This window comes from Holdemania sp. 1001302B_160321_E10 (assembly GCF_015552275.1).
Classification (GTDB): domain Bacteria; phylum Bacillota_I; class Bacilli_A; order Erysipelotrichales; family Erysipelotrichaceae; genus Holdemania.
In genome coordinates, this window is sequence record NZ_JADNEM010000001.1 from 25,598 (window position 1) to 42,453 (window position 16,856).

At 52.6% G+C, this 16,856-nt stretch carries 18 protein-coding genes; 14 read left to right on the plus strand and 4 right to left on the minus strand.

Going from position 1 to position 16,856, the window contains the following annotated elements; translation table 11 throughout:
• Nucleotides 1-77: 77 nt before the first annotated feature.
• The 3 genes from I2D94_RS00125 to I2D94_RS00135 all read right to left on the minus strand — a co-directional run bounded on the left by I2D94_RS00125 (nt 78) and on the right by I2D94_RS00135 (nt 3,919).
• A complete protein-coding gene (locus I2D94_RS00125; protein ID WP_195395183.1) occupies nt 78-1,829 on the minus strand; it encodes an FAD-binding protein in 1,752 nt (583 codons plus the stop codon).
• A gap of 85 nt (nt 1,830-1,914) precedes the next feature.
• On the minus strand, nt 1,915-3,183 hold the full coding sequence (locus tag I2D94_RS00130; protein ID WP_195395184.1) for a sensor histidine kinase: 1,269 nt from the start codon (nt 3,181-3,183) through the stop codon (nt 1,915-1,917).
• Nucleotides 3,176-3,919, minus strand: coding sequence for a LytTR family DNA-binding domain-containing protein (locus I2D94_RS00135; protein WP_195395185.1), 744 nt, complete (start codon nt 3,917-3,919; stop codon nt 3,176-3,178). The genes I2D94_RS00130 and I2D94_RS00135 overlap by 8 nt, the downstream gene beginning before the upstream one ends.
• Before the next feature lie 399 nt (nt 3,920-4,318).
• On the opposite strand from I2D94_RS00135, the gene rpmE reads away from it, so the two are divergent.
• The 9 genes from rpmE to I2D94_RS18620 all read left to right on the plus strand — a co-directional run bounded on the left by rpmE (nt 4,319) and on the right by I2D94_RS18620 (nt 10,417).
• Nucleotides 4,319-4,525: a 50S ribosomal protein L31 gene (rpmE, locus tag I2D94_RS00140; protein ID WP_072683185.1), complete on the plus strand. Its 207-nt coding sequence runs from the start codon at nt 4,319-4,321 to the stop codon at nt 4,523-4,525.
• 106 nt (nt 4,526-4,631) lie between these two features.
• A complete protein-coding gene (locus I2D94_RS00145) occupies nt 4,632-4,772 on the plus strand; it encodes a hypothetical protein (protein ID WP_195395186.1) in 141 nt (46 codons plus the stop codon).
• Nucleotides 4,773-4,817: 45 nt separating this feature from the next.
• Nucleotides 4,818-5,144, plus strand: a complete 327-nt coding sequence (locus tag I2D94_RS00150) for a hypothetical protein (RefSeq protein ID WP_195395187.1) — start codon at nt 4,818-4,820, stop codon at nt 5,142-5,144.
• A 97-nt stretch (nt 5,145-5,241) separates the two neighbouring features.
• Nucleotides 5,242-5,847, plus strand: coding sequence for a thymidine kinase (locus I2D94_RS00155; RefSeq protein WP_039864017.1), 606 nt, complete (start codon nt 5,242-5,244; stop codon nt 5,845-5,847).
• Complete coding sequence (locus I2D94_RS00160) at nt 5,840-7,216, plus strand: MATE family efflux transporter (RefSeq protein ID WP_195395188.1); 1,377 nt, start codon at nt 5,840-5,842, stop codon at nt 7,214-7,216. The genes I2D94_RS00155 and I2D94_RS00160 overlap by 8 nt, the downstream gene beginning before the upstream one ends.
• 12 nt (nt 7,217-7,228) lie before the next feature.
• Complete coding sequence (gene prfA, locus I2D94_RS00165; RefSeq protein WP_072683188.1) at nt 7,229-8,308, plus strand: peptide chain release factor 1; 1,080 nt, start codon at nt 7,229-7,231, stop codon at nt 8,306-8,308.
• Nucleotides 8,301-9,155, plus strand: a complete 855-nt coding sequence (gene prmC, locus I2D94_RS00170) for a peptide chain release factor N(5)-glutamine methyltransferase (protein ID WP_195395189.1) — start codon at nt 8,301-8,303, stop codon at nt 9,153-9,155. The genes prfA and prmC overlap by 8 nt, the downstream gene beginning before the upstream one ends.
• Before the next feature lie 78 nt (nt 9,156-9,233).
• On the plus strand, nt 9,234-9,614 hold the full coding sequence (locus I2D94_RS00175) for a hypothetical protein (RefSeq protein ID WP_006058224.1): 381 nt from the start codon (nt 9,234-9,236) through the stop codon (nt 9,612-9,614).
• 620 nt (nt 9,615-10,234) lie between these two features.
• Nucleotides 10,235-10,417, plus strand: coding sequence for a MarR family transcriptional regulator (locus tag I2D94_RS18620; RefSeq protein ID WP_195395299.1), 183 nt, complete (start codon nt 10,235-10,237; stop codon nt 10,415-10,417).
• A gap of 139 nt (nt 10,418-10,556) precedes the next feature.
• On the opposite strand, the gene I2D94_RS00185 is transcribed toward I2D94_RS18620, so the two are convergent.
• The gene (locus I2D94_RS00185) at nt 10,557-10,907 is read right to left on the minus strand and encodes a helix-turn-helix domain-containing protein (RefSeq protein WP_006058221.1); all 351 of its coding nucleotides are present in this window, start codon (nt 10,905-10,907) and stop codon (nt 10,557-10,559) included.
• A gap of 99 nt (nt 10,908-11,006) precedes the next feature.
• On the opposite strand from I2D94_RS00185, the gene I2D94_RS00190 reads away from it, so the two are divergent.
• From I2D94_RS00190 to I2D94_RS00210, 5 genes are all read left to right on the plus strand, one after another.
• The gene (locus I2D94_RS00190) at nt 11,007-12,002 is read left to right on the plus strand and encodes an NADH:flavin oxidoreductase (protein WP_195395190.1); all 996 of its coding nucleotides are present in this window, start codon (nt 11,007-11,009) and stop codon (nt 12,000-12,002) included.
• A gap of 239 nt (nt 12,003-12,241) precedes the next feature.
• Complete coding sequence (locus I2D94_RS00195; protein ID WP_195395191.1) at nt 12,242-13,162, plus strand: CorA family divalent cation transporter; 921 nt, start codon at nt 12,242-12,244, stop codon at nt 13,160-13,162.
• 89 nt (nt 13,163-13,251) lie between these two features.
• Entirely contained in the window at nt 13,252-13,938 is a 687-nt protein-coding gene (locus I2D94_RS00200) for a response regulator transcription factor (protein ID WP_195395192.1), read from the plus strand.
• Nucleotides 13,925-15,148 (plus strand): cell wall metabolism sensor histidine kinase WalK, encoded by a 1,224-nt coding sequence (locus I2D94_RS00205; protein ID WP_195395193.1) that lies wholly within the window; start codon nt 13,925-13,927, stop codon nt 15,146-15,148. The genes I2D94_RS00200 and I2D94_RS00205 overlap by 14 nt, the downstream gene beginning before the upstream one ends.
• A gap of 166 nt (nt 15,149-15,314) precedes the next feature.
• Nucleotides 15,315-16,856 (plus strand): ABC transporter permease, encoded by a 1,542-nt coding sequence (locus I2D94_RS00210; RefSeq protein WP_195395194.1) that lies wholly within the window; start codon nt 15,315-15,317, stop codon nt 16,854-16,856.

Consider the following 16,856-nt stretch of genomic DNA (forward strand, 5'->3'; position numbering starts at 1 on the left):
CTTTCCGCCATGAATATTCATGGGGAAAAGCTCCTTTTCGGTTTGGGAGATTTCGTTTGGAGAAGACGAATGAAGCGTTACAGACTGGCGACGTAATCGCCGACCTCACGGCCCAGCGTGATCGCCATGCCGATGCTGACACCCGGAATCGGCGTAAAATACTGGAAGCCCCAGCGTTCGCCGCAGCAGTTGCCCGTAACGAACAGGCCGTCGATTGGATCAAGGTCATGATTCAGAGCCTGTTGATTCTCCGTTGCCATGATGCCGCCGACCGTGACTAATGCATGGCCGCCGGTCACTTCGCTTTGGATCGCAAAGAACGGCGCGTCCTGAACGGAGAACAGATACCGGCTTTCCTTGCCGAGATCCTCATCGACACCCTTGGCGCACAGTTCATTGTAGCGATCAACCGAGGCCAGGAAGGTTTCTTTCTCTGCGCCTTCCAGTTTGAGGTCTTCCGCTAACTCCTCCATGGTATTTGCGGCATATAAAGTTCCGGAACCGAGGATGAAGTTTTCCACAACGTAACCTTCTTTGCCTGCGGCGACCGCGGCGTCCAGAGCTGCCTGCACCGTTGCGCCGTCATCGGCGGCCAGACTTTCGTGATTGAGGAAAATTGAGCCGTGTGCGGCGGGGAAGTATTGCAGATACTCCATGTAATGCGAATCGAAAACACTGGTGATTTTTCCTGATTTGCGAGCGGACTGGACGCTGTAAACGCCGTCGCCGACCGCTTCGGTCGTGTAGCGCTTGTAATTCTTATCCAGCCACAGGATTCCCGCCGGCCCTGCCGGCGCTGGTTTGAATTCGATACCGCCCATCGCTGGCAATGGCCGTGGCTCCAGCTGCGCTCCGGCCCAGACCGCCATTTTGATGCCGCTGCCGTCGCGGCCCATGCTGATCGTGGCTTCCGTGTTGTGCAGAGCGTTGGTGTCGACCAGCTCCGGGCACAGCTCGTTGACCATCTGCGCGTCGGCGCCGAAATCTCCGGCGGCCAGAATGACGCCCTTGGCCGCGTTGTATCGAACGTAGTTTCCATCTTTGTTGATCGCGATTACGCCGGTGACTCTGCCGGTGTCATCCTTGATCAACTGATAACCCGATGTGGAATAATGGATCGTCAGGCCCAGACTGACGGCATAGTCCCGTTCTTTTTTTGCCGCGTCGATCAGACTGAAATTCCCGTCGAAATACCGTCCGGAAAACTGTGCGGTACCTGGCCAGAACTTCTGTCCGCCGCAGGTGCCGCTGAAATCATAATGCGTCGGATACGGCATGTTGGAAACGCGGATGGTGTCGATATCGTCCGGAGAAAACGGTTCGATGTACCAGTCGAAAGCCGAACCGGACTTCTGCAGGAATTTCATGACCAGCGGTGCATTGCAGCGGTACAGCGAGCGCATCTGCCAATCCTGCATCGCTTCAACCGGATCGACTTCCGGCACGCCGTGGTTTTTCAGCCATTGCGAATTCAGATGACCGATATCGTTGCCTAAAACACTGAAAATGTCTTCATCCTGCTTTTCCAGCGTGATGACGGAAACGCCTTTTTCAACGGCGGCCCGGCTGGCCGCGATCCCGGCGTGGCCCAAACCGACGATGATGACGTCGGCGTCATAGGTTTCCTTAATTTCGCTGTCGGCAACTGGAGCTGGAGCTGTCCGCCAGTCAGCGGCAGGGGGTTCGGGAGTAGGGGTGGATGGCGATTCAGGTTCATTCTGGGACGGAGCTGCGCAGCCGCCTAACAAGCCGGCCGCCGCCAGTCCGGCAGCGGAAGCCGCGGCGCCTTTTAAAAAGTCGCGGCGGGTGATGCCTTTGGTGTTTTTCATTTTCTTTCCTCCTCGATTTGCCCTCATTTTACGAATTTGTGAAAACATTTACCAGTGAGGTTGCGTGATCGGAAGGATTCGTTGCTTAATCGGTACAGATCGGCAGAAAAATCTGCAGCGTGAATTGATTGTCAGCGGCATCCAGCTGCATGATGCCGCCTAAATGCTCCGTGGTTTTCTCAATGGAACGCAGTCCCAGGCCATGCCCTGCTCCGTCTTTAGTGCTTGCCGGTCTGCCATCAGACCAAGTGAGCGGCTGAGGCAGCGGATTACTGATCTGGATCAGCAGCCAGCCGTCGCGCTGTGTGATCCGCAGCCGGATTTTCCGATCTCCCGCCTTCAGTTTCCGGCATGCTTCGATCGCATTGTCCAGCGCGTTGCCGAACAGCGTGACGATGTCCATCGGCTGCAGAAACGCCAGATTCTGATATTCAATCGACACCGTTAACGCAATGCCATCCTGCCGCGCCTGAATTGTCTTATCCGACAGAACCGTATCCAGCGCATCATTGTCCGTCGTCACGATCGGAATATAATCCTGCATTTCTTTCTGCAGCGCGTGCAGATACGCTTTCTGATCTGGTTGGGAAAGCTGTTCAAGATATTTCAGATGGTTCTTCATGTCGTGATATTCACGGTTGGTCCGCTCGATCAGTTCCTTTTTCAGCTGAATCTGTTCAATTTCCTTGTGCTTCAGCTCGACCCGCAGCTGCAGGTTTTTTTCCGTCTCGATGAGTTCGACCGTCTTTTGATTGTTGACGACGAAGGCCAGACCGCAGACGCATAAAAGCACACAGATCGCCAACGGCAGTGAAGCATCGAACCAGCCGGCGATCAGATGCGCGTAATCCAGCGTGGAGGCAATTAACAGATTCATATATAAGATTGAAAACAGACACAGGCTCATCGCCAGCAGCGTCCAGAAGTGCAGATACCGGTTGATCTGCGGGCGAAGCAGCCGCCGCGCAAGCTCAAAGACAAGCAGAATGCCGACGGATCCGGCAAGATAAATCAAAGGTGTTGGAAGTCCTGGAAAGTGACGGGGCAGCACATAGCCGAGATGCTGCATTGCGCGTTTGATCGGAAAGTTGAGAAAGAAGATAAGCATCCAGTTGTAGATGAAATTCTTGAAGTCCGACTGTCTGTCCAGCAGCAGGAACAAACCAAGAATCCAATAATAGATGAGATAATAGGTTGTGTGGTATCGGTCGGATGCAACCCGGACAAGCAGGACACAGGCCAGTACGGCTGCAATCAGCAGCGGAGTTTTCCACTTGGTGCTGCGTTGGGGCAAAGCGGAAAACAGGCGATGGACAGCCCACACTTCCATTGCCGCTCCGGCGAACTCAAACATTCTGGCGCGCTCCCACATGCCGCGCAAAAGCAGCCAGGAAATCATTCTTTTTCGTCCGGCTGACCGGGATTGCGATTGTGCCGCTTAAGATGACCTCCTGACGGCCAAAACGACGGACATGATTCATATTGATTAAATAACCCTCATGACAGCGGAAAAAATCAGCGCAGTTCAGCAATTCTTCAAAGCGGTTAAGCGTCATGTTGCAGCGGTAAAGCTGCTGACCGCAATGAATCCACAGCTGCCGCTGACAGATTTCAGCATACGTGATCTGCGCGACGTCAATCTGCGTCTCCCCTTCGAGCGTGCGGATCAAAATTCGCTGCGGCGCCGCTTTGTCAATCCGCGCGAATGCTTTGTCCAGAACACCGAACAACTCTTCGGGCTCCAGCGGTTTCAGCAGGTAGCGGAATGCTTCGACCTGATAGCCCTGGATTGCGAACTGCTCCATCGACGTGATAAAAATCAGACAGACATCGGGATCCTGTTTTCGAATCAGACGGCTTGTTTCAATCCCGTCCAGCTCATCCATCTGAATGTCCATCAGCAACAGATCGTACTGATGCTTAAAGTTTTCCAGCAAAGCCCGGCCGTGCGGATAGAGATCAATTTCCGCCCGACGTCCACGCTGCCGCAGATAAGCGCAGAGCTGATCGCGGTAATGGCGGGCCGTTTCTATTTCATCTTCGATAATCGCGACATGGTTCATTTCGTTCTCCCCCGGATCGATTCGCATTTTGCTTTACCACCAAGCTGTGCTTTTAAAACAATGCTGACCAGCTTGGACAGGCTTCTTTTCTAACGATATTATACCGGGTTTTAAGCTCGTTTTTAGTGAAGAAATCAAGGAAAAGTAAAAAAATCGCAAGTCAGGACAGGATTAAACCATTCAGGGAAAAGCAGGATGAAGAAAAAGGCGTCTGGAAGATCTTTCCTTTCTTCTCAACCCCATTTCTCAGACAGGATTGAAAAAAGGAGTTCCGGCCGTAAATTCCAATCTTTCCAAGTCAGGAAAAGCGCTTAACCAAGGCGAAAATTAAGAAATTTAGGATTGCTTTTGCGATGGGGCTATGCTAAGATATATAAGCACTTACTTTGGACACGCCAAGGGGTCCAAGGCGGAAGGAGAGTAATTATGAAAAAAGGAATTCATCCAAACTACCATAAGGTCACAGTCACCTGCACAACTTGCGGCAACACGTTTGAAACGGGTTCAGTCAAAGACGATATCCGCGTCGATACCTGCTCAAACTGCCATCCGTTCTTCACAGGAAGACAGCGTTTCGCAGCGGCTCAGGGCCGGATCGAAAAGTTCAATCAGAAGTACGGATTGAAGAAATAACAACGCGAAAAAGGATAAGGAGCGCAAGCCCCTTATTTTTTTCTGATTTGGGGGCCATGGGATTCTTTCAATGATGGGATTTTAAAAAGAATGAGGGGGAGCGTTGATGTTAGCGATGTTCAGTGGGGCGCTGTTTGTCCTCGCGCTGATCTACGGGTTGTTTTTAATGATTAAGGATCGGAATGTAACGAAGAAAAAGTTGAAAAGGATGACGGACAACCGCTTGTTGACGGCTGTCAGCAACTGACTGTTTCATTATTATCGCGAAGGTCTGGAAGAACCGGAACTGCTCGTGCAGATTCCGGATGTTCACCGGCATGTTCTGACCCTGCCGATCGTCAACGAGGAAATCGGCTGCGGCGGCGTCCCTCAGCTGTTGGCGAATCATGGCATGGACATGTTAATTTATGGCAAAGAAGCGGCTGAAGCCTGGGGTCTAACTTTCTATGCCGAGGCGCTGAAGGAAGCGATCCGGCGCAGCGCTGCGGATCCGGGAAACGTGGCGGAAGGGCTGTATGATGATCTGGAAAGCGAGATTTATACGCCGGAACATCAGGCGGAGTATCAGAAGACGCTGCTTCGCGTCATCCATGAAAATATTGATTCTTTCGGCTTTTAACCGTTGTCCAAGGGTGGAAAGTAGACATCAATTCCTGTACAATAGGAAAGGATAAATAAAACAAAGACCATGACGGAAGAAGAGGAGCGGAATTATGATGTATCATCAATACCGCCCGGGATATGTGGAAGTCATTTCCGGGTGTATGTTTGCGGGAAAAACAGAAGAATTGATCCGGCGTATCAAGGTGCTGGAATTTGCGAAGAAAAAAGTGCTGGTGTTTAAGCCGGCGATTGATAACCGGTACAGCGAAACCAAAGTCGTTTCCCATGCCGGAAGCGAAGTCGACAGCATCGTGATCCGGGAAGCGAAGGAAATTCTGAACTATGTCGACGATTCGGTCGATGTGATCGCGATCGACGAGGTTCAGTTCTTCGATGAAGATATTATAGAAATCTGCGATTACTACGCGAAAAAAGGCAAGCGGGTGATGGCGGCCGGCCTGGATATGGATTTCAAGGGCGAACCGTTCGGTGTGATGCCGATTTTGATCACCAAGGCGGAATTTGTCACGAAGCTGACGGCCGTCTGTACGATCTGCGGTGCTCCGGCAACCCGCACCCAGCGTTTAGTCAACGGCGAACCGGCCAATTACGATGATCCGATCATCCTGGTCGGCGCGTCGGAAAGCTATGAAGCACGCTGCCGGCACTGCCACCAGATTAAAAACAAGCCGTCCCATCTGGGGCTGGACCATGACTGAAGCGTTGAAAAAGTGGATCGCACCGAAAGATTTCTATAAAAAAGTATTTCTGATTTCCGTTCCGCTGGCCTTGCAGCAGCTGCTCAACAGCGCGATGGGGATCGCTGACAGTATGATGGTTTCCTGGATTGGTCAGGTGACCGCCGTCGGCACTGCGGCCCAGATTGAAAATCTGATGATGACGGTGGGCTTCGGCGTCGCCAGCGGCGCGGGAATCTTCATGTCGCAGTTCTTCGGCAAGCAGGATTTGAAAAGTGAGAAAAAGGCGTTTGGTCTGGGCGTAATCCTGAGCCTGATCAACGCGCTGGTCTGGATGGCGGCTTCGATTTTCTTCGGCCGTCAGCTGATGCGCTTTTACATTCCGGATCCGACGGTTATCGAATCCGCGCTGCAGTATCTGATGATCGCGATGATCTCTTATCTGCCGGGGGCGCTGATCACGATGTTCTCGTTCGCCTACCGCTGCATTCAGAAAACGCATGTGCCGATGTTGATCGGCCTTGTCAGCATGGCGGTGAATATCGTCCTGAATTACTGCCTGATCTTCGGCCACTTCGGATTTCCGCAGATGGGGGTGCAGGGCGCCGCGCTGGCGACGCTGATCGCGCAGACGACGGGTTTGGTGATTCATATCGTCTACGCTTATAAATCGAAGCAGTCGTTCATCGGAACGCCGCGGGAAATGTTCGCGCTCAGCTCGGACTTTGTCCAGCCGATCTTACGCCGGGCGTATCCGTTAGTGCTGAATGAATTATTTTTCGGTTTCGGCAATACTTTATATATTCGCGCGTTCGGGCGCTTGGGCACCGAAGCGATGGACGCTTACTATGTCGGCAACCAGATCTCCAACATGTTCTTCTTTATCGTCCAGGGCTTAAACAGCGCCAACGGTGCAATTCTGGGCGCTTCGTTGGGGCAGGGCGATCTGGAGCTGGCAAAACGGCAGGGAAACTGGTTTGTGGCGCTGGCCGTCGTGCTGTCGGCCGTGTCGTCGCTGTTGATTCTGGGCTTCGCTCATCCGATGGTCGATCTGTTTGGCTTGCAGAACGCGAACGTCGTGCAGGAAGCGGTGCTGATCGTCCGGATTTTCTCGATCCGGATCTCACTGCGGATGTTCAACGTGCTGGTGTTCTCGGCACTGCGGGCCGGCGGAGATTCCAAATTCCTGGCGTTTCTGGATGCGGGAATCATGTGGATCGTCGGCCTGCCGCTGGCCTTCATTCTGGTCGAAGGTCTGCATTTCACAAGCATTGCGCTGGTCTTTTTGATCATTCAGGTGGAACAGCTGGTCCGCATGGTCATCGGCTTAAAGCGTTACTTCAAGGGCGCGTGGCTGATTGATTTAACGCAGGAAGTAAAAACTGCATAAGGAGGGTAAATAATGGATGCAATGATGAAACGGCTTCAGTCGATTGAAGAACGTTACAATGAAATCAACGAGGAAATGATGTCTCCGGAAATTGTTTCCGATCCGAAACGGCTGGCGAAGCTGGGCAAGGAACAGGCTTCGCTGAAACAATCCGTGGAGGCTTACGAGGAATTAAAGGGCCTGAATTCGCATATCGAGCAGGCGGAGGAAATGGCGAAGGAACATGATCCGGAGCTGAAGGAAATGGCGCAGATGGAGCTGGAGGAACTGCTTCCCAAGAAAGAAGCGCTGATCGCGAAGATCGAAGTGCTGCTGATCCCGAAGGATCCCAACGACGATCACGACTGTATCGTGGAAATCCGCGGCGCAGCCGGAGGCGACGAAGGAAATATTTTCGCCGGTGATCTGTACCGGATGTATGTGCGGTATGCGGAAACGCAGGGCTGGAAAATCCAGGTGCTGGAAATGAGCGAATCGGAAGCTGGCGGCTTCTCCATGATTTCATTTCTGGTCAAGGGCGACGAGGTGTACCGTCAGCTGAAATTTGAATCCGGCGCGCATCGCGTGCAGCGGGTGCCGAAGACGGAGACTCAGGGGCGGATTCATACGTCGACAGCGACCGTCCTGGTGCTGCCGGACGCGGAGGAAACGGATATTGAGATCGATCCGGCGGACTTGACTTTTGAAACACACCGGGCTTCCGGCGCCGGCGGGCAGCATATCAACAAGACCGATTCCGCGGTCCGGATCGTGCATGTGCCGACTGGAATTACAGTCAACTGTCAGGAAGGCCGTTCCCAGCATGAAAACCGTGAAACCGCGCTGCGCTTAATCCGCGCGCGGGTCTTTGAAGAACTCAATCGTCAGAAAGAGGAAGAAGAAGGCGCAGTCCGGCGGGCGAAAATCGGAACGGGCGACCGTTCGGAAAAGATCCGGACATACAACTATCCGCAGAACCGCGTGACCGATCACCGGATCGGCTTTACGATCAACCAGCTGGACCGGATTATGGAAGGGAAGCTGGACGATGTAATTGCGGCTCTGTTGGCGGAAGAACAGCGGCAGAAGCTGGCAGGCGAAAATAATGCCTAGTTTCCGCGAACTGATTCACGAAGCGCTGCCGTTACTGGAACAGGCGCAGATTCCGCAGGAAACCGCGCAGGTATTTCTGTTAGAGCTCAGTCAGAAAGAAAGCTACGATCTGTACCTGCATTATGAGGACGAAGCGCCGGCGGAGCTGGTTGAACAATATCAGGCGGGAATGAAGCGGATTCTGAAACAGGAGCCGATGCAGTATGTCCTGGGTTACTCCTGGTTTTACGGCTACCGGTTTCAGGTTAATGAAAATGTCCTGATTCCCCGCCCGGAAACGGAAGAGCTGGTCGCGAATATCCTGGCGGATCTGGATGAATATTTCGCGGATGTGGAAACGATCGACGCGGTGGATATCGGTACCGGCAGCGGCGCGATCGCGCTGTCGCTGGCCAAGGAAGAACCCAAAATCCGCATGAGCGCTACCGACATCAGCGCGGAGGCCATTGAAGTGGCGAAAGCGAACGCCGCAAGCTTAGGCGTCGACGTGAAGTTTCTGATCGGTGATATGGCGCAGCCGGTGATCGACGCGGGAATGAAGGTCGATCTTCTGATCTGCAATCCGCCGTACATTCCGCAGGAGGAAACATTGGAAGCTTCGGTTAAGGATTATGAACCGCACGTCGCGCTGTTTGGCGGCGAAGATGGCTTGAAGTTCTACCGTCAGGTCTTTGCGGCCGCGCCGCAGGTGCTGAAGGACAGAGCGATGATGGCGTTTGAAATTGGCTGGAATCAGAAGGCGGCATTGTTGGCGGAGGTCAGAAAAACCTTCGGCGATGTGCGCGCCGAGGTGGTCAAGGACATCAACGGCAAGGACCGGATGTTGTTCGTCTACTTCAATCTGTAAGCTTGTCCTGTGCAAGATCCTGGTATAAAAATGGAAAATCCGTCCATCCTGAAAGCAACAGGAAGGGCGGGTTTTTTTATGAAGAAGCTGATGGTAATGATGAGTCTATGTTTGTTCTGTTCCCTTTGTACAATCGTTGGGGAAACGGAAGAAGTCCGATTTCAGATTCAGGCGGATTCCCGTGTTCATGAAGAAGCCGGTCTGAAAAATCAGATTTATGCAGTGTACTCCGAGTTAACTGACGGTGTGGACACAGAGTCCCGCCCGGTGATCGTCGCTCAGAATATCAAACGATTTGAAGTGAACGAGGACATCCGTGCGGAATATCAGAATAATACCGTGGTGATCACGCAGGGGGACGGCAAAGGCAGCCTGATCCATGGCAGCTTCGATGCGTTCAGCTGCGGACGCCCGGTGAAACCGAAATCCTGGATAGCGGAACTATTCGGACATGAATAATCAATTCAGGTTTATCGAGGAGCTTAAACGCCTTCGTGTTCAAGAAAGCTTAGTCGTGAGCGCGTTATTAAAAAGAAATAAAACAATTTTATTGAGAGATCTATGGCCCAAAGATGTATCGACGGTCAACACATTTAACGAATCTATTTTCCAAAAATGAATTATTTTCAGAATTGGAAAATAAGATGATTTTCTCTTCAGGTCAAAGTTGATCGCAAGGGGATTTACAAACTTGATTTTTCAAGATATGATAAATAGGCTCATAGAGTAGGAAGGAACAGGGACTGAGGTCGTTTCTTCCGTTTTTTTTATGTGTTTCAGCAAGGAAAAAAATTCGTTTTATAATTTGAATGAAATCTGCGAAGATTGAAGAAAGACCATTCCAAGCCGTGAAACCGTGTCCTTGCCTGCGCCTTTGCTTACATGAAGATCATTGAAAAATAGGGCAGCGGTATTCCCCGGATTTTCCATGAGTGCAGCGAGTATGGATTGCCGGAACCTGATTTTATTGATCTTGACGGGGATTTCCGGGTGAATATGTATCGGCGGCTTCCAGAAAAAAATTGGTCTCATATTGATGATACCAAAACTGATACTAATGATATCAGTTAGAAAATGATATCAAAGTTCTGAATCTAATCCATGAGAATCTGTTTATCACGCAAGCTGAGCTGAAAGAAAAAATGCAGGTCTCCATCATAACCGTTAAGCGCCTGATGGCCGATTTGCAAAAGCGTGGCGTGATTGAGCGGCAAGGCTCCAGCAGAAGGGGAAAATGGATCATTATTGAGCAAACGGAGTAGCAACTGGCAGAGCTAAATCTAAAGTAAATCATAAACCGGCTGAATGAAGAATTTACTGGTGATATCCGCAAGTTGGTATTCTGGTGTGATGATAAGGCGGATTTCTTTAATTCTGTTTGCGGCTCAGAAATAAGAAACGTCAGTTCTGTTCCCATCCGTCCGGGACATTCTGGTTTCCCCACCGGCACAGCTCACTGAGAATCGGCATCATCGACTTGCCTTTCTCAGTCAGGCTGTATTCCACCTTCGGCGGCACCTGCGGATATTCCCGGCGCAGTACCAATCCGTCGGCTTCCAGTTCTTTCAGCTGGGAGCTTAACATTTTATGCGTTACATTACCGAGCGAGCGCTTCAGTTCGCTGTAACGCAGCGTATCTTGTTTCCATAGCCAGAACAGGATATGCATCTTCCATTTTCCGTCGATCAACGAGATGGCGTAGGCAAACGGCCGGATATCGACGGGCTTCACGTTCTCTTGTGTTTTCATCATACTCTCCTTTTAGATAGGTTCTCACTTTTTTGTGCGTACTTACTGATTTGGAAGAATTATGATATAACTGAATTACAATGTCAAGAGGAGGACACATCCATGAAATTACTGACTTCACCCGTTCAGGTAGGAAACTTAATATTGAAAAACCGGCTGGTCATGCCGCCGATGGCGACGTCCAAAGCGGAAAACGGCAAGGTTACGCCGGACTTGATTCGCTACTATCAGGAGAAATCTGACGGCGGCGCACTGGGCTTGATCATCATGGAACACAGTTTTATTTCGGCAGAAGGGCAGGCCAGCGCAAACCAGACGTCGATTTCCAGCGATGAGGATATCGTGGGATTGCGCGAACTGACAGAGGCGATTCACGCCAACGGTTCGCCGGTATTCGCTCAGCTCAATCATGCCGGAAGCGCGGCGAAAGAAGAAGTCACCGGCTATGTCCCGTTAGCGCCCAGCGTGGTCAAACATCCCAAGGCGAAAGACGAATGCCTGCCCAAAGCCATGACAGCGCAGGATCTTGAAAAAGTGATCGCTGATTTTAAGGAAGCTGCCCGCCGGGCCCAGGCCGCCGGCTTTGACGGCGTGGAAATCCACTCGGCCCACGGCTATCTGCTCAACCAGTTTTATTCGCCGCTGACCAATCGGAGAACGGACGACTACGGAGGCTCGCTGGAAAACCGGATTCGCCTGCATTGCCGGATCATCGAAGCGATCCGCAGTCAGGTTGGTGCGGAGTATCCGCTGGCGCTGCGGTTAGGCGCGTGCGAGGGTCTTGAAAACGGAAGTACGCTGGCAGACGCAATATCCGCATGCGCGGCATTTGAAAAAGCCGGCGTCAATGTGATCGACATCACCGGCGGCTTAGGCGGCTATGTTCGTCCGGGCCACAGCGAACAAGGCTATTTTCAGGACTATTCCGCCGCGATAAAACAGTCGGTTTCGATTCCCGTGCTGCTGACGGGCGGAATCACGGAAGTCTCGGCCGCGGAGGCGCTCTTGCAAAGCGGGAAGGCCGATCTGATCGGCGTCGGCCGGGCGATCCTCAAGGATTCCGGCTGGGCAAAAAAGGCAATCTCCGCTTTCTTATAAAACCATGAAGTTCTTAACCGCTTAATTCGTAAGATTTTTCCATCCTTTGTCCGCAAAGTACAGAATTGGAAAAATCTTTTTCTTGTCCGCGCCGAAATTTTTGACTGCGGAAATTTCTTTTCCGTTTCAGATCAGGCCGGCTGAAAAAACGCACGATCGGTATGAACAACTTTCGTTGTATAATGATAGCAAACGGGCCTCGGAAATCAACGGCGCCCAGGAAAAAGGGAGATGTGGTTATGCTTGTTGAAATTACAGAAACCTGTCGTCAAACAGAAAATTTGAACTACCCCTGTGAACATCTGACCGTCGGCTTTATCAGTGAAGAACAGCTGCAAGCGCTGGCCAGGCAGGCCGGACTGCATCTGCCGATCCCCACGGAAAGGGAATCCCTGATGCGCAACGCCGTCAGCGTCAGCGAGAATGCCTTCTGGTGCGTGCTGCATCTGATCAATCCCGGTCAGATTCTGGGACAACGGGATAAGATCGGCCTGTTGATTGTAAAAAACTGTTTTTTAGTCGTCGATCTGTTCGACGAAGACGACAGCACCGGCGAAGCCGTCAATCGCATGCTTCAGTCGCTGCAGCCAAAGAAAGCGACGCTGCCGCGGTTGGTCACCGGCTTCTTTCGGGAGATTCTGATACAGGATCCGGATATTCATGAAGATCTGGAAACACGGATCGACACGTTGGAAAAAGAAGTGTTCGACGCCAGAGCGCCGCACTTTCGGCAGCAGACTCTCCAGTTGGGCAAAGAGCTGCTGACGCTGAACCGCTATTATGATCAGCTGATCAACATCAACGATCATCTGGAAGAAAACAGCAACGACTTGTTCGCCGAGGACGAGCTGCGCAGCTTCACGCTGTTAAACGATCGAATCCTCCGCTATCGCGACAATGTGCAGCTGCTGCGCGACCGCCTGACTCAGACGCAGCAGTCCTATCAGGCCCAGCTGGACTATCAGCTGAACAAGTCGATGAAGACGCTGTCGTTAGTCACGACGATCTGCCTGCCTTTGTCGCTGATTGCCGGCTGGTATGGTATGAACTTTACGGCGATGCCGGAATTGAAATGGCGCTATGGCTATCTCTATGTGATCGGATTGAGCGCGGCGGTCGTCAGTCTGGTGATTGTTCTGTTAAAACGCAAAAAAGGGTAGAGTCTGTTCGCAGACTCTGCTTTCTTAACTTTAGCTTAACCTGCGAATGGTTATAATCGTAGATGTCCGGAGAGTGAAAGGAGAACCGCATGAAACTGTTGATTGTGGAAGATGAGGAAGATCTGGCGCTGGGGCTGAAGCGCGGGCTGCGGAAAAACGGCTACGAGGCCGACTGGACCAGCGAGGGCCGGGAAGGGCTGGATCTGGCGCTGGCTGAGGATTACGGCTGCGTCCTGCTCGATTTGAATCTGCCGGGATTGGACGGACTGGATCTGCTTCGCCGGCTGCGCGCGGAGAAGCCGCAGCAGAAGATTCTCATTTTATCAGCGCGCGGGACGGTGGCGGACAAGGTGAAGGGGCTTGACCTGGGCGCAGATGATTACCTGGTCAAACCGTTTCACTTCGAGGAACTGCTCGCGCGCATCCGCAATCTGACCGGACGCCATTTTGTGCGCCAGGACGCCGTTGTCTGCCGCGGTTCATTGCGGATCGACACCGGCAGTCATCAGGTGTATGTGCGGGATCAGCGGCTGAAGCTGACCGCCAGGGAAACGCAGATTCTGGAAACGCTGGCGCTGCACGACGGCAAGCGGCTGAGTGCGGAAACGATTATCTGCCAGGTTTGGGGCGAAGACGAAGATCTGTTTTCCAACGCCTTTAAAGTTCACCTGTCTTCCCTGCGCCGTAAGCTGGCCTCGGCCAGTGGGGAAGACTGGATCGAATGTCAGCGCGGGCTGGGGTATTGCCTGAAGGAGAATCAGGATGAAAAAGCTTAGTTTACAGGTCAAGATTACGCTGCTGTGCACGGCGATTCTGACCGCGGCCTGTGTGCTGCTTACCCTTTCCTCCATGATGTTCAGTTCCCACGAATTGATCGGGGTAGCCAGGCAGGCGACGACCGTGATAACCGATTATGCCGTTTCGGTTAAAGAAGCATACAACCTGCAGCCCGCCCCAACCGCAAACAGCGGCCGTGAGGAGATCAAGGTTGATCAAATTGTCATCAATTCCAATCTTGCGGATTTTTACAACGAGAATCTTCCTGAGCAGGTGGAACAAAGCATGGTGGCGATCACAACCGCGGCCAACGATCAGATTCAGATTCAGGTTGTCGGTTTGATGACGGCGATCATTCTGTTGGGCACGTTGGGCATTTATCTGACCGTTTCCCGCCTGACACGTCCGCTGCGTCAGTTGTCGACCTCGATCAGTACGCTGGACGAAGATCAGCTGTCGGTCCGGCTGGAAGAAAACGGCATCCGCGAGGTCGCGGAACTGAGCCATTCGCTCAACCAGATGATTAGCCGGCTGGACGAAGCCTTCGAACGGCAGAAACGCTTTACTGCCGATGCCGCGCATGAGCTGAAAACACCGCTGGCCTCGATTCAGGTCAATCTCGACTCCCTGCGGCAGGAAGAAGAATACACCGCCGAGGAAGCGGCCGAGGTGCTGGAAGTGACCCAGCGCAACATCCGCCGGCTGAATCGACTGGCCGAAAATCTGCTTCAGCTCAACAGCGCGCAGGTGATCGAGCAGCGTCAGCGCTGTTCCGTTCACGATTGCTTTTGCACGATTATCGAGGAGCTGGATCCGCGGATTCGACAGAAACAGCTGAGTGTCCAGCTGGCCGAAGCTTATCCTTGTCTGGATACCGATCCGACGCTGCTGCTTCGCTGTCTGTATAACTGCGTGGAAAACGCTGTGAAATACACCCCGGAACACAGCACGATCCGGATCGATTTAAGCAAGCGGGAAGATCAGCTTCAAATCCTGATCGCCAATCCGTCACAGCCGATCAGCGAAAGTCAGTGCACCCAGCTGTTTCAGCCGTTTTACCGGCTGGACGCCTCGCGCAGCCGCAAACTGGGCGGCAGCGGTCTGGGCCTGGCGATCACGCAGGAAATTGTGACCCGGCTGGGCGGAACGATTCAGGCAGTCTGGAAAGACGGCGAATTCCAGATTCAGATTCTGCTTCCGAAAGGATAATCAAGCGGACTCTGGACAGACAGAGCGCTTCCGAAATCGGAATTTCTGAGCTTGATGATCCGAAGCGTCTCTTTCGCATTTGAGCTGTACTGCATCATTGAATTGAAATCAAAACGGACTTTTGAGGAAAGTTGTTTTCCTTGCGCCCGTAGAAAGGAAATACACTATGAATTTCATTCAGCGTGCGCTGCGGCACTTATCCCGCAGCAAGACAAAATCACTGCTTCTTACCCTGACGTTTTTTCTGATCGCCAACTTTGTGGTCGTCGGCTTTTCGATCAGCGCGGCCGCGGCGGAAGCCAAGATTGAAACGCGCCGCAAAATGAATCCGGTCGTCGAGTTTACGATGGACTTTGACGCCTGGTATGAAAAATATATGAGTCTGGATTCGGAGGAACGCAAAACCTTTGCCTATCCGAAACCGGATCCGGAGCTGGTGAGAAGAATGTTAGCCGATTCCCGTGTTAAATCCGCGGACTGGACGCGCTCCACGTTGGGCTATGCGGACGGGTTTGCGCCGGTGGAGATCCAGCGGCCGCAGAAGACGGAGGACGAGGAGGACGACGGGATGTTTTCCACCTCAGTCGTCGTTTCGGAAACGATGTCCGGCAGCGGGCAGGCGACGAACCAACAGCCCAACATGACGCTGCTGGGACTGCTTTCGCCGCAGCTGAACAAGCTGGCGGACGAAACGTGGAAACTGGCCCAGGGCCGGATGATTACGCAGGAAGAAATAGATAACGGAAGTCCGGTCGCCGTGATCGACAAGCGGCTGGCGGAAGCGAATAATCTGTCGGTCGGCGATTTCATCCGGATCAAGCTGTATTCTGACGACGAGATCAACGCTGTGGCCGATACTGCCAACGACAACGTCCTCGAACTGGAGATCGTCGGGATTTTGGACAGCGCGGAGGAGCTGAGCAGCGAGGAGCTGCAATGGGCCAGCGAATATTCCCATCCGGCCAATCAGGTGCTGATGCCGCTGCCATTGTACGCACAGCACGACATCGCGCTGATGGCGCTGTTCCATCAAGCCAACCCGAAAGTGGCCGAAGCCAGGCTGGAAGACTATAACCCCTCCAGCGCCGTGTTTGTGCTGAACGATCCGCTGGAGGTCGATGCCTTCCGCGGGGAATACGGCAAAAATCTTGACGAGTACCTGATCATGGATGCCAACGATGAGATGTACCAGCGTTTGTCGAAGCCGCTTGACACCCTGACGGTGTTCTCCGATCTGATCGTGGCGGTCGTTCTGATCAACGCGGTGGTGATCATTTCCTTAGTCAGCGCATTGACGTTGAAGACGCGGGAAACGGAGATCGGGGTCTTGCTTTCCCTTGGCGTGTCCAAAGTCAAGATTGTCGGGCAGCTGTTTACGGAGCTGTTGATCACGGCGATGATCGGCTTTGCGCTGGCCTCCGCGACGGGGTCGATGCTTGCCGGAAGCGTCGGCGAGAAAGCGCTGGCGATGCAGGTGCAGGAAAACCAGACAAGCGAGCCGGGCGTCTTCACGTATTCATCTTCGGATTCCTTGTTTAACGAAGTCAGTCAGGAAGAGGTGACGGCCAGCTATCACGCCGGTGTGGATGCAGGCATTCTGATTCAGATCTTTATTTTGGGCGTCGGCGTGGTCTTCATCAGTACCCTGATACCGTCGATGATGGTGCTCCGTTTCAATCCGAAGAAGATCCTGATGAGTCAGAATTAG

Bases quoted from the DNA above. Each gene is read 5' to 3' on its own strand.
- I2D94_RS00125 (WP_195395183.1), bottom strand. From the start codon at position 1,829: ATGAAAAACACCAAAGGCATCACCCGCCGCGACTTTTTAAAAGGCGCC.
- I2D94_RS00130 (WP_195395184.1), bottom strand. From the start codon at position 3,183: ATGTTTGAGTTCGCCGGAGCGGCAATGGAAGTGTGGGCTGTCCATCGC.
- I2D94_RS00135 (WP_195395185.1), bottom strand. From the start codon at position 3,919: ATGCGAATCGATCCGGGGGAGAACGAAATGAACCATGTCGCGATTATC.
- rpmE (WP_072683185.1), top strand. From the start codon at position 4,319: ATGAAAAAAGGAATTCATCCAAACTACCATAAGGTCACAGTCACCTGC.
- I2D94_RS00145 (WP_195395186.1), top strand. From the start codon at position 4,632: ATGTTAGCGATGTTCAGTGGGGCGCTGTTTGTCCTCGCGCTGATCTAC.
- I2D94_RS00155 (WP_039864017.1), top strand. From the start codon at position 5,242: ATGTATCATCAATACCGCCCGGGATATGTGGAAGTCATTTCCGGGTGT.
- I2D94_RS00160 (WP_195395188.1), top strand. From the start codon at position 5,840: ATGACTGAAGCGTTGAAAAAGTGGATCGCACCGAAAGATTTCTATAAA.
- prfA (WP_072683188.1), top strand. From the start codon at position 7,229: ATGGATGCAATGATGAAACGGCTTCAGTCGATTGAAGAACGTTACAAT.
- prmC (WP_195395189.1), top strand. From the start codon at position 8,301: ATGCCTAGTTTCCGCGAACTGATTCACGAAGCGCTGCCGTTACTGGAA.
- I2D94_RS00175 (WP_006058224.1), top strand. From the start codon at position 9,234: ATGAAGAAGCTGATGGTAATGATGAGTCTATGTTTGTTCTGTTCCCTT.
- I2D94_RS00185 (WP_006058221.1), bottom strand. From the start codon at position 10,907: ATGATGAAAACACAAGAGAACGTGAAGCCCGTCGATATCCGGCCGTTT.
- I2D94_RS00190 (WP_195395190.1), top strand. From the start codon at position 11,007: ATGAAATTACTGACTTCACCCGTTCAGGTAGGAAACTTAATATTGAAA.
- I2D94_RS00195 (WP_195395191.1), top strand. From the start codon at position 12,242: ATGCTTGTTGAAATTACAGAAACCTGTCGTCAAACAGAAAATTTGAAC.
- I2D94_RS00200 (WP_195395192.1), top strand. From the start codon at position 13,252: ATGAAACTGTTGATTGTGGAAGATGAGGAAGATCTGGCGCTGGGGCTG.
- I2D94_RS00205 (WP_195395193.1), top strand. From the start codon at position 13,925: ATGAAAAAGCTTAGTTTACAGGTCAAGATTACGCTGCTGTGCACGGCG.
- I2D94_RS00210 (WP_195395194.1), top strand. From the start codon at position 15,315: ATGAATTTCATTCAGCGTGCGCTGCGGCACTTATCCCGCAGCAAGACA.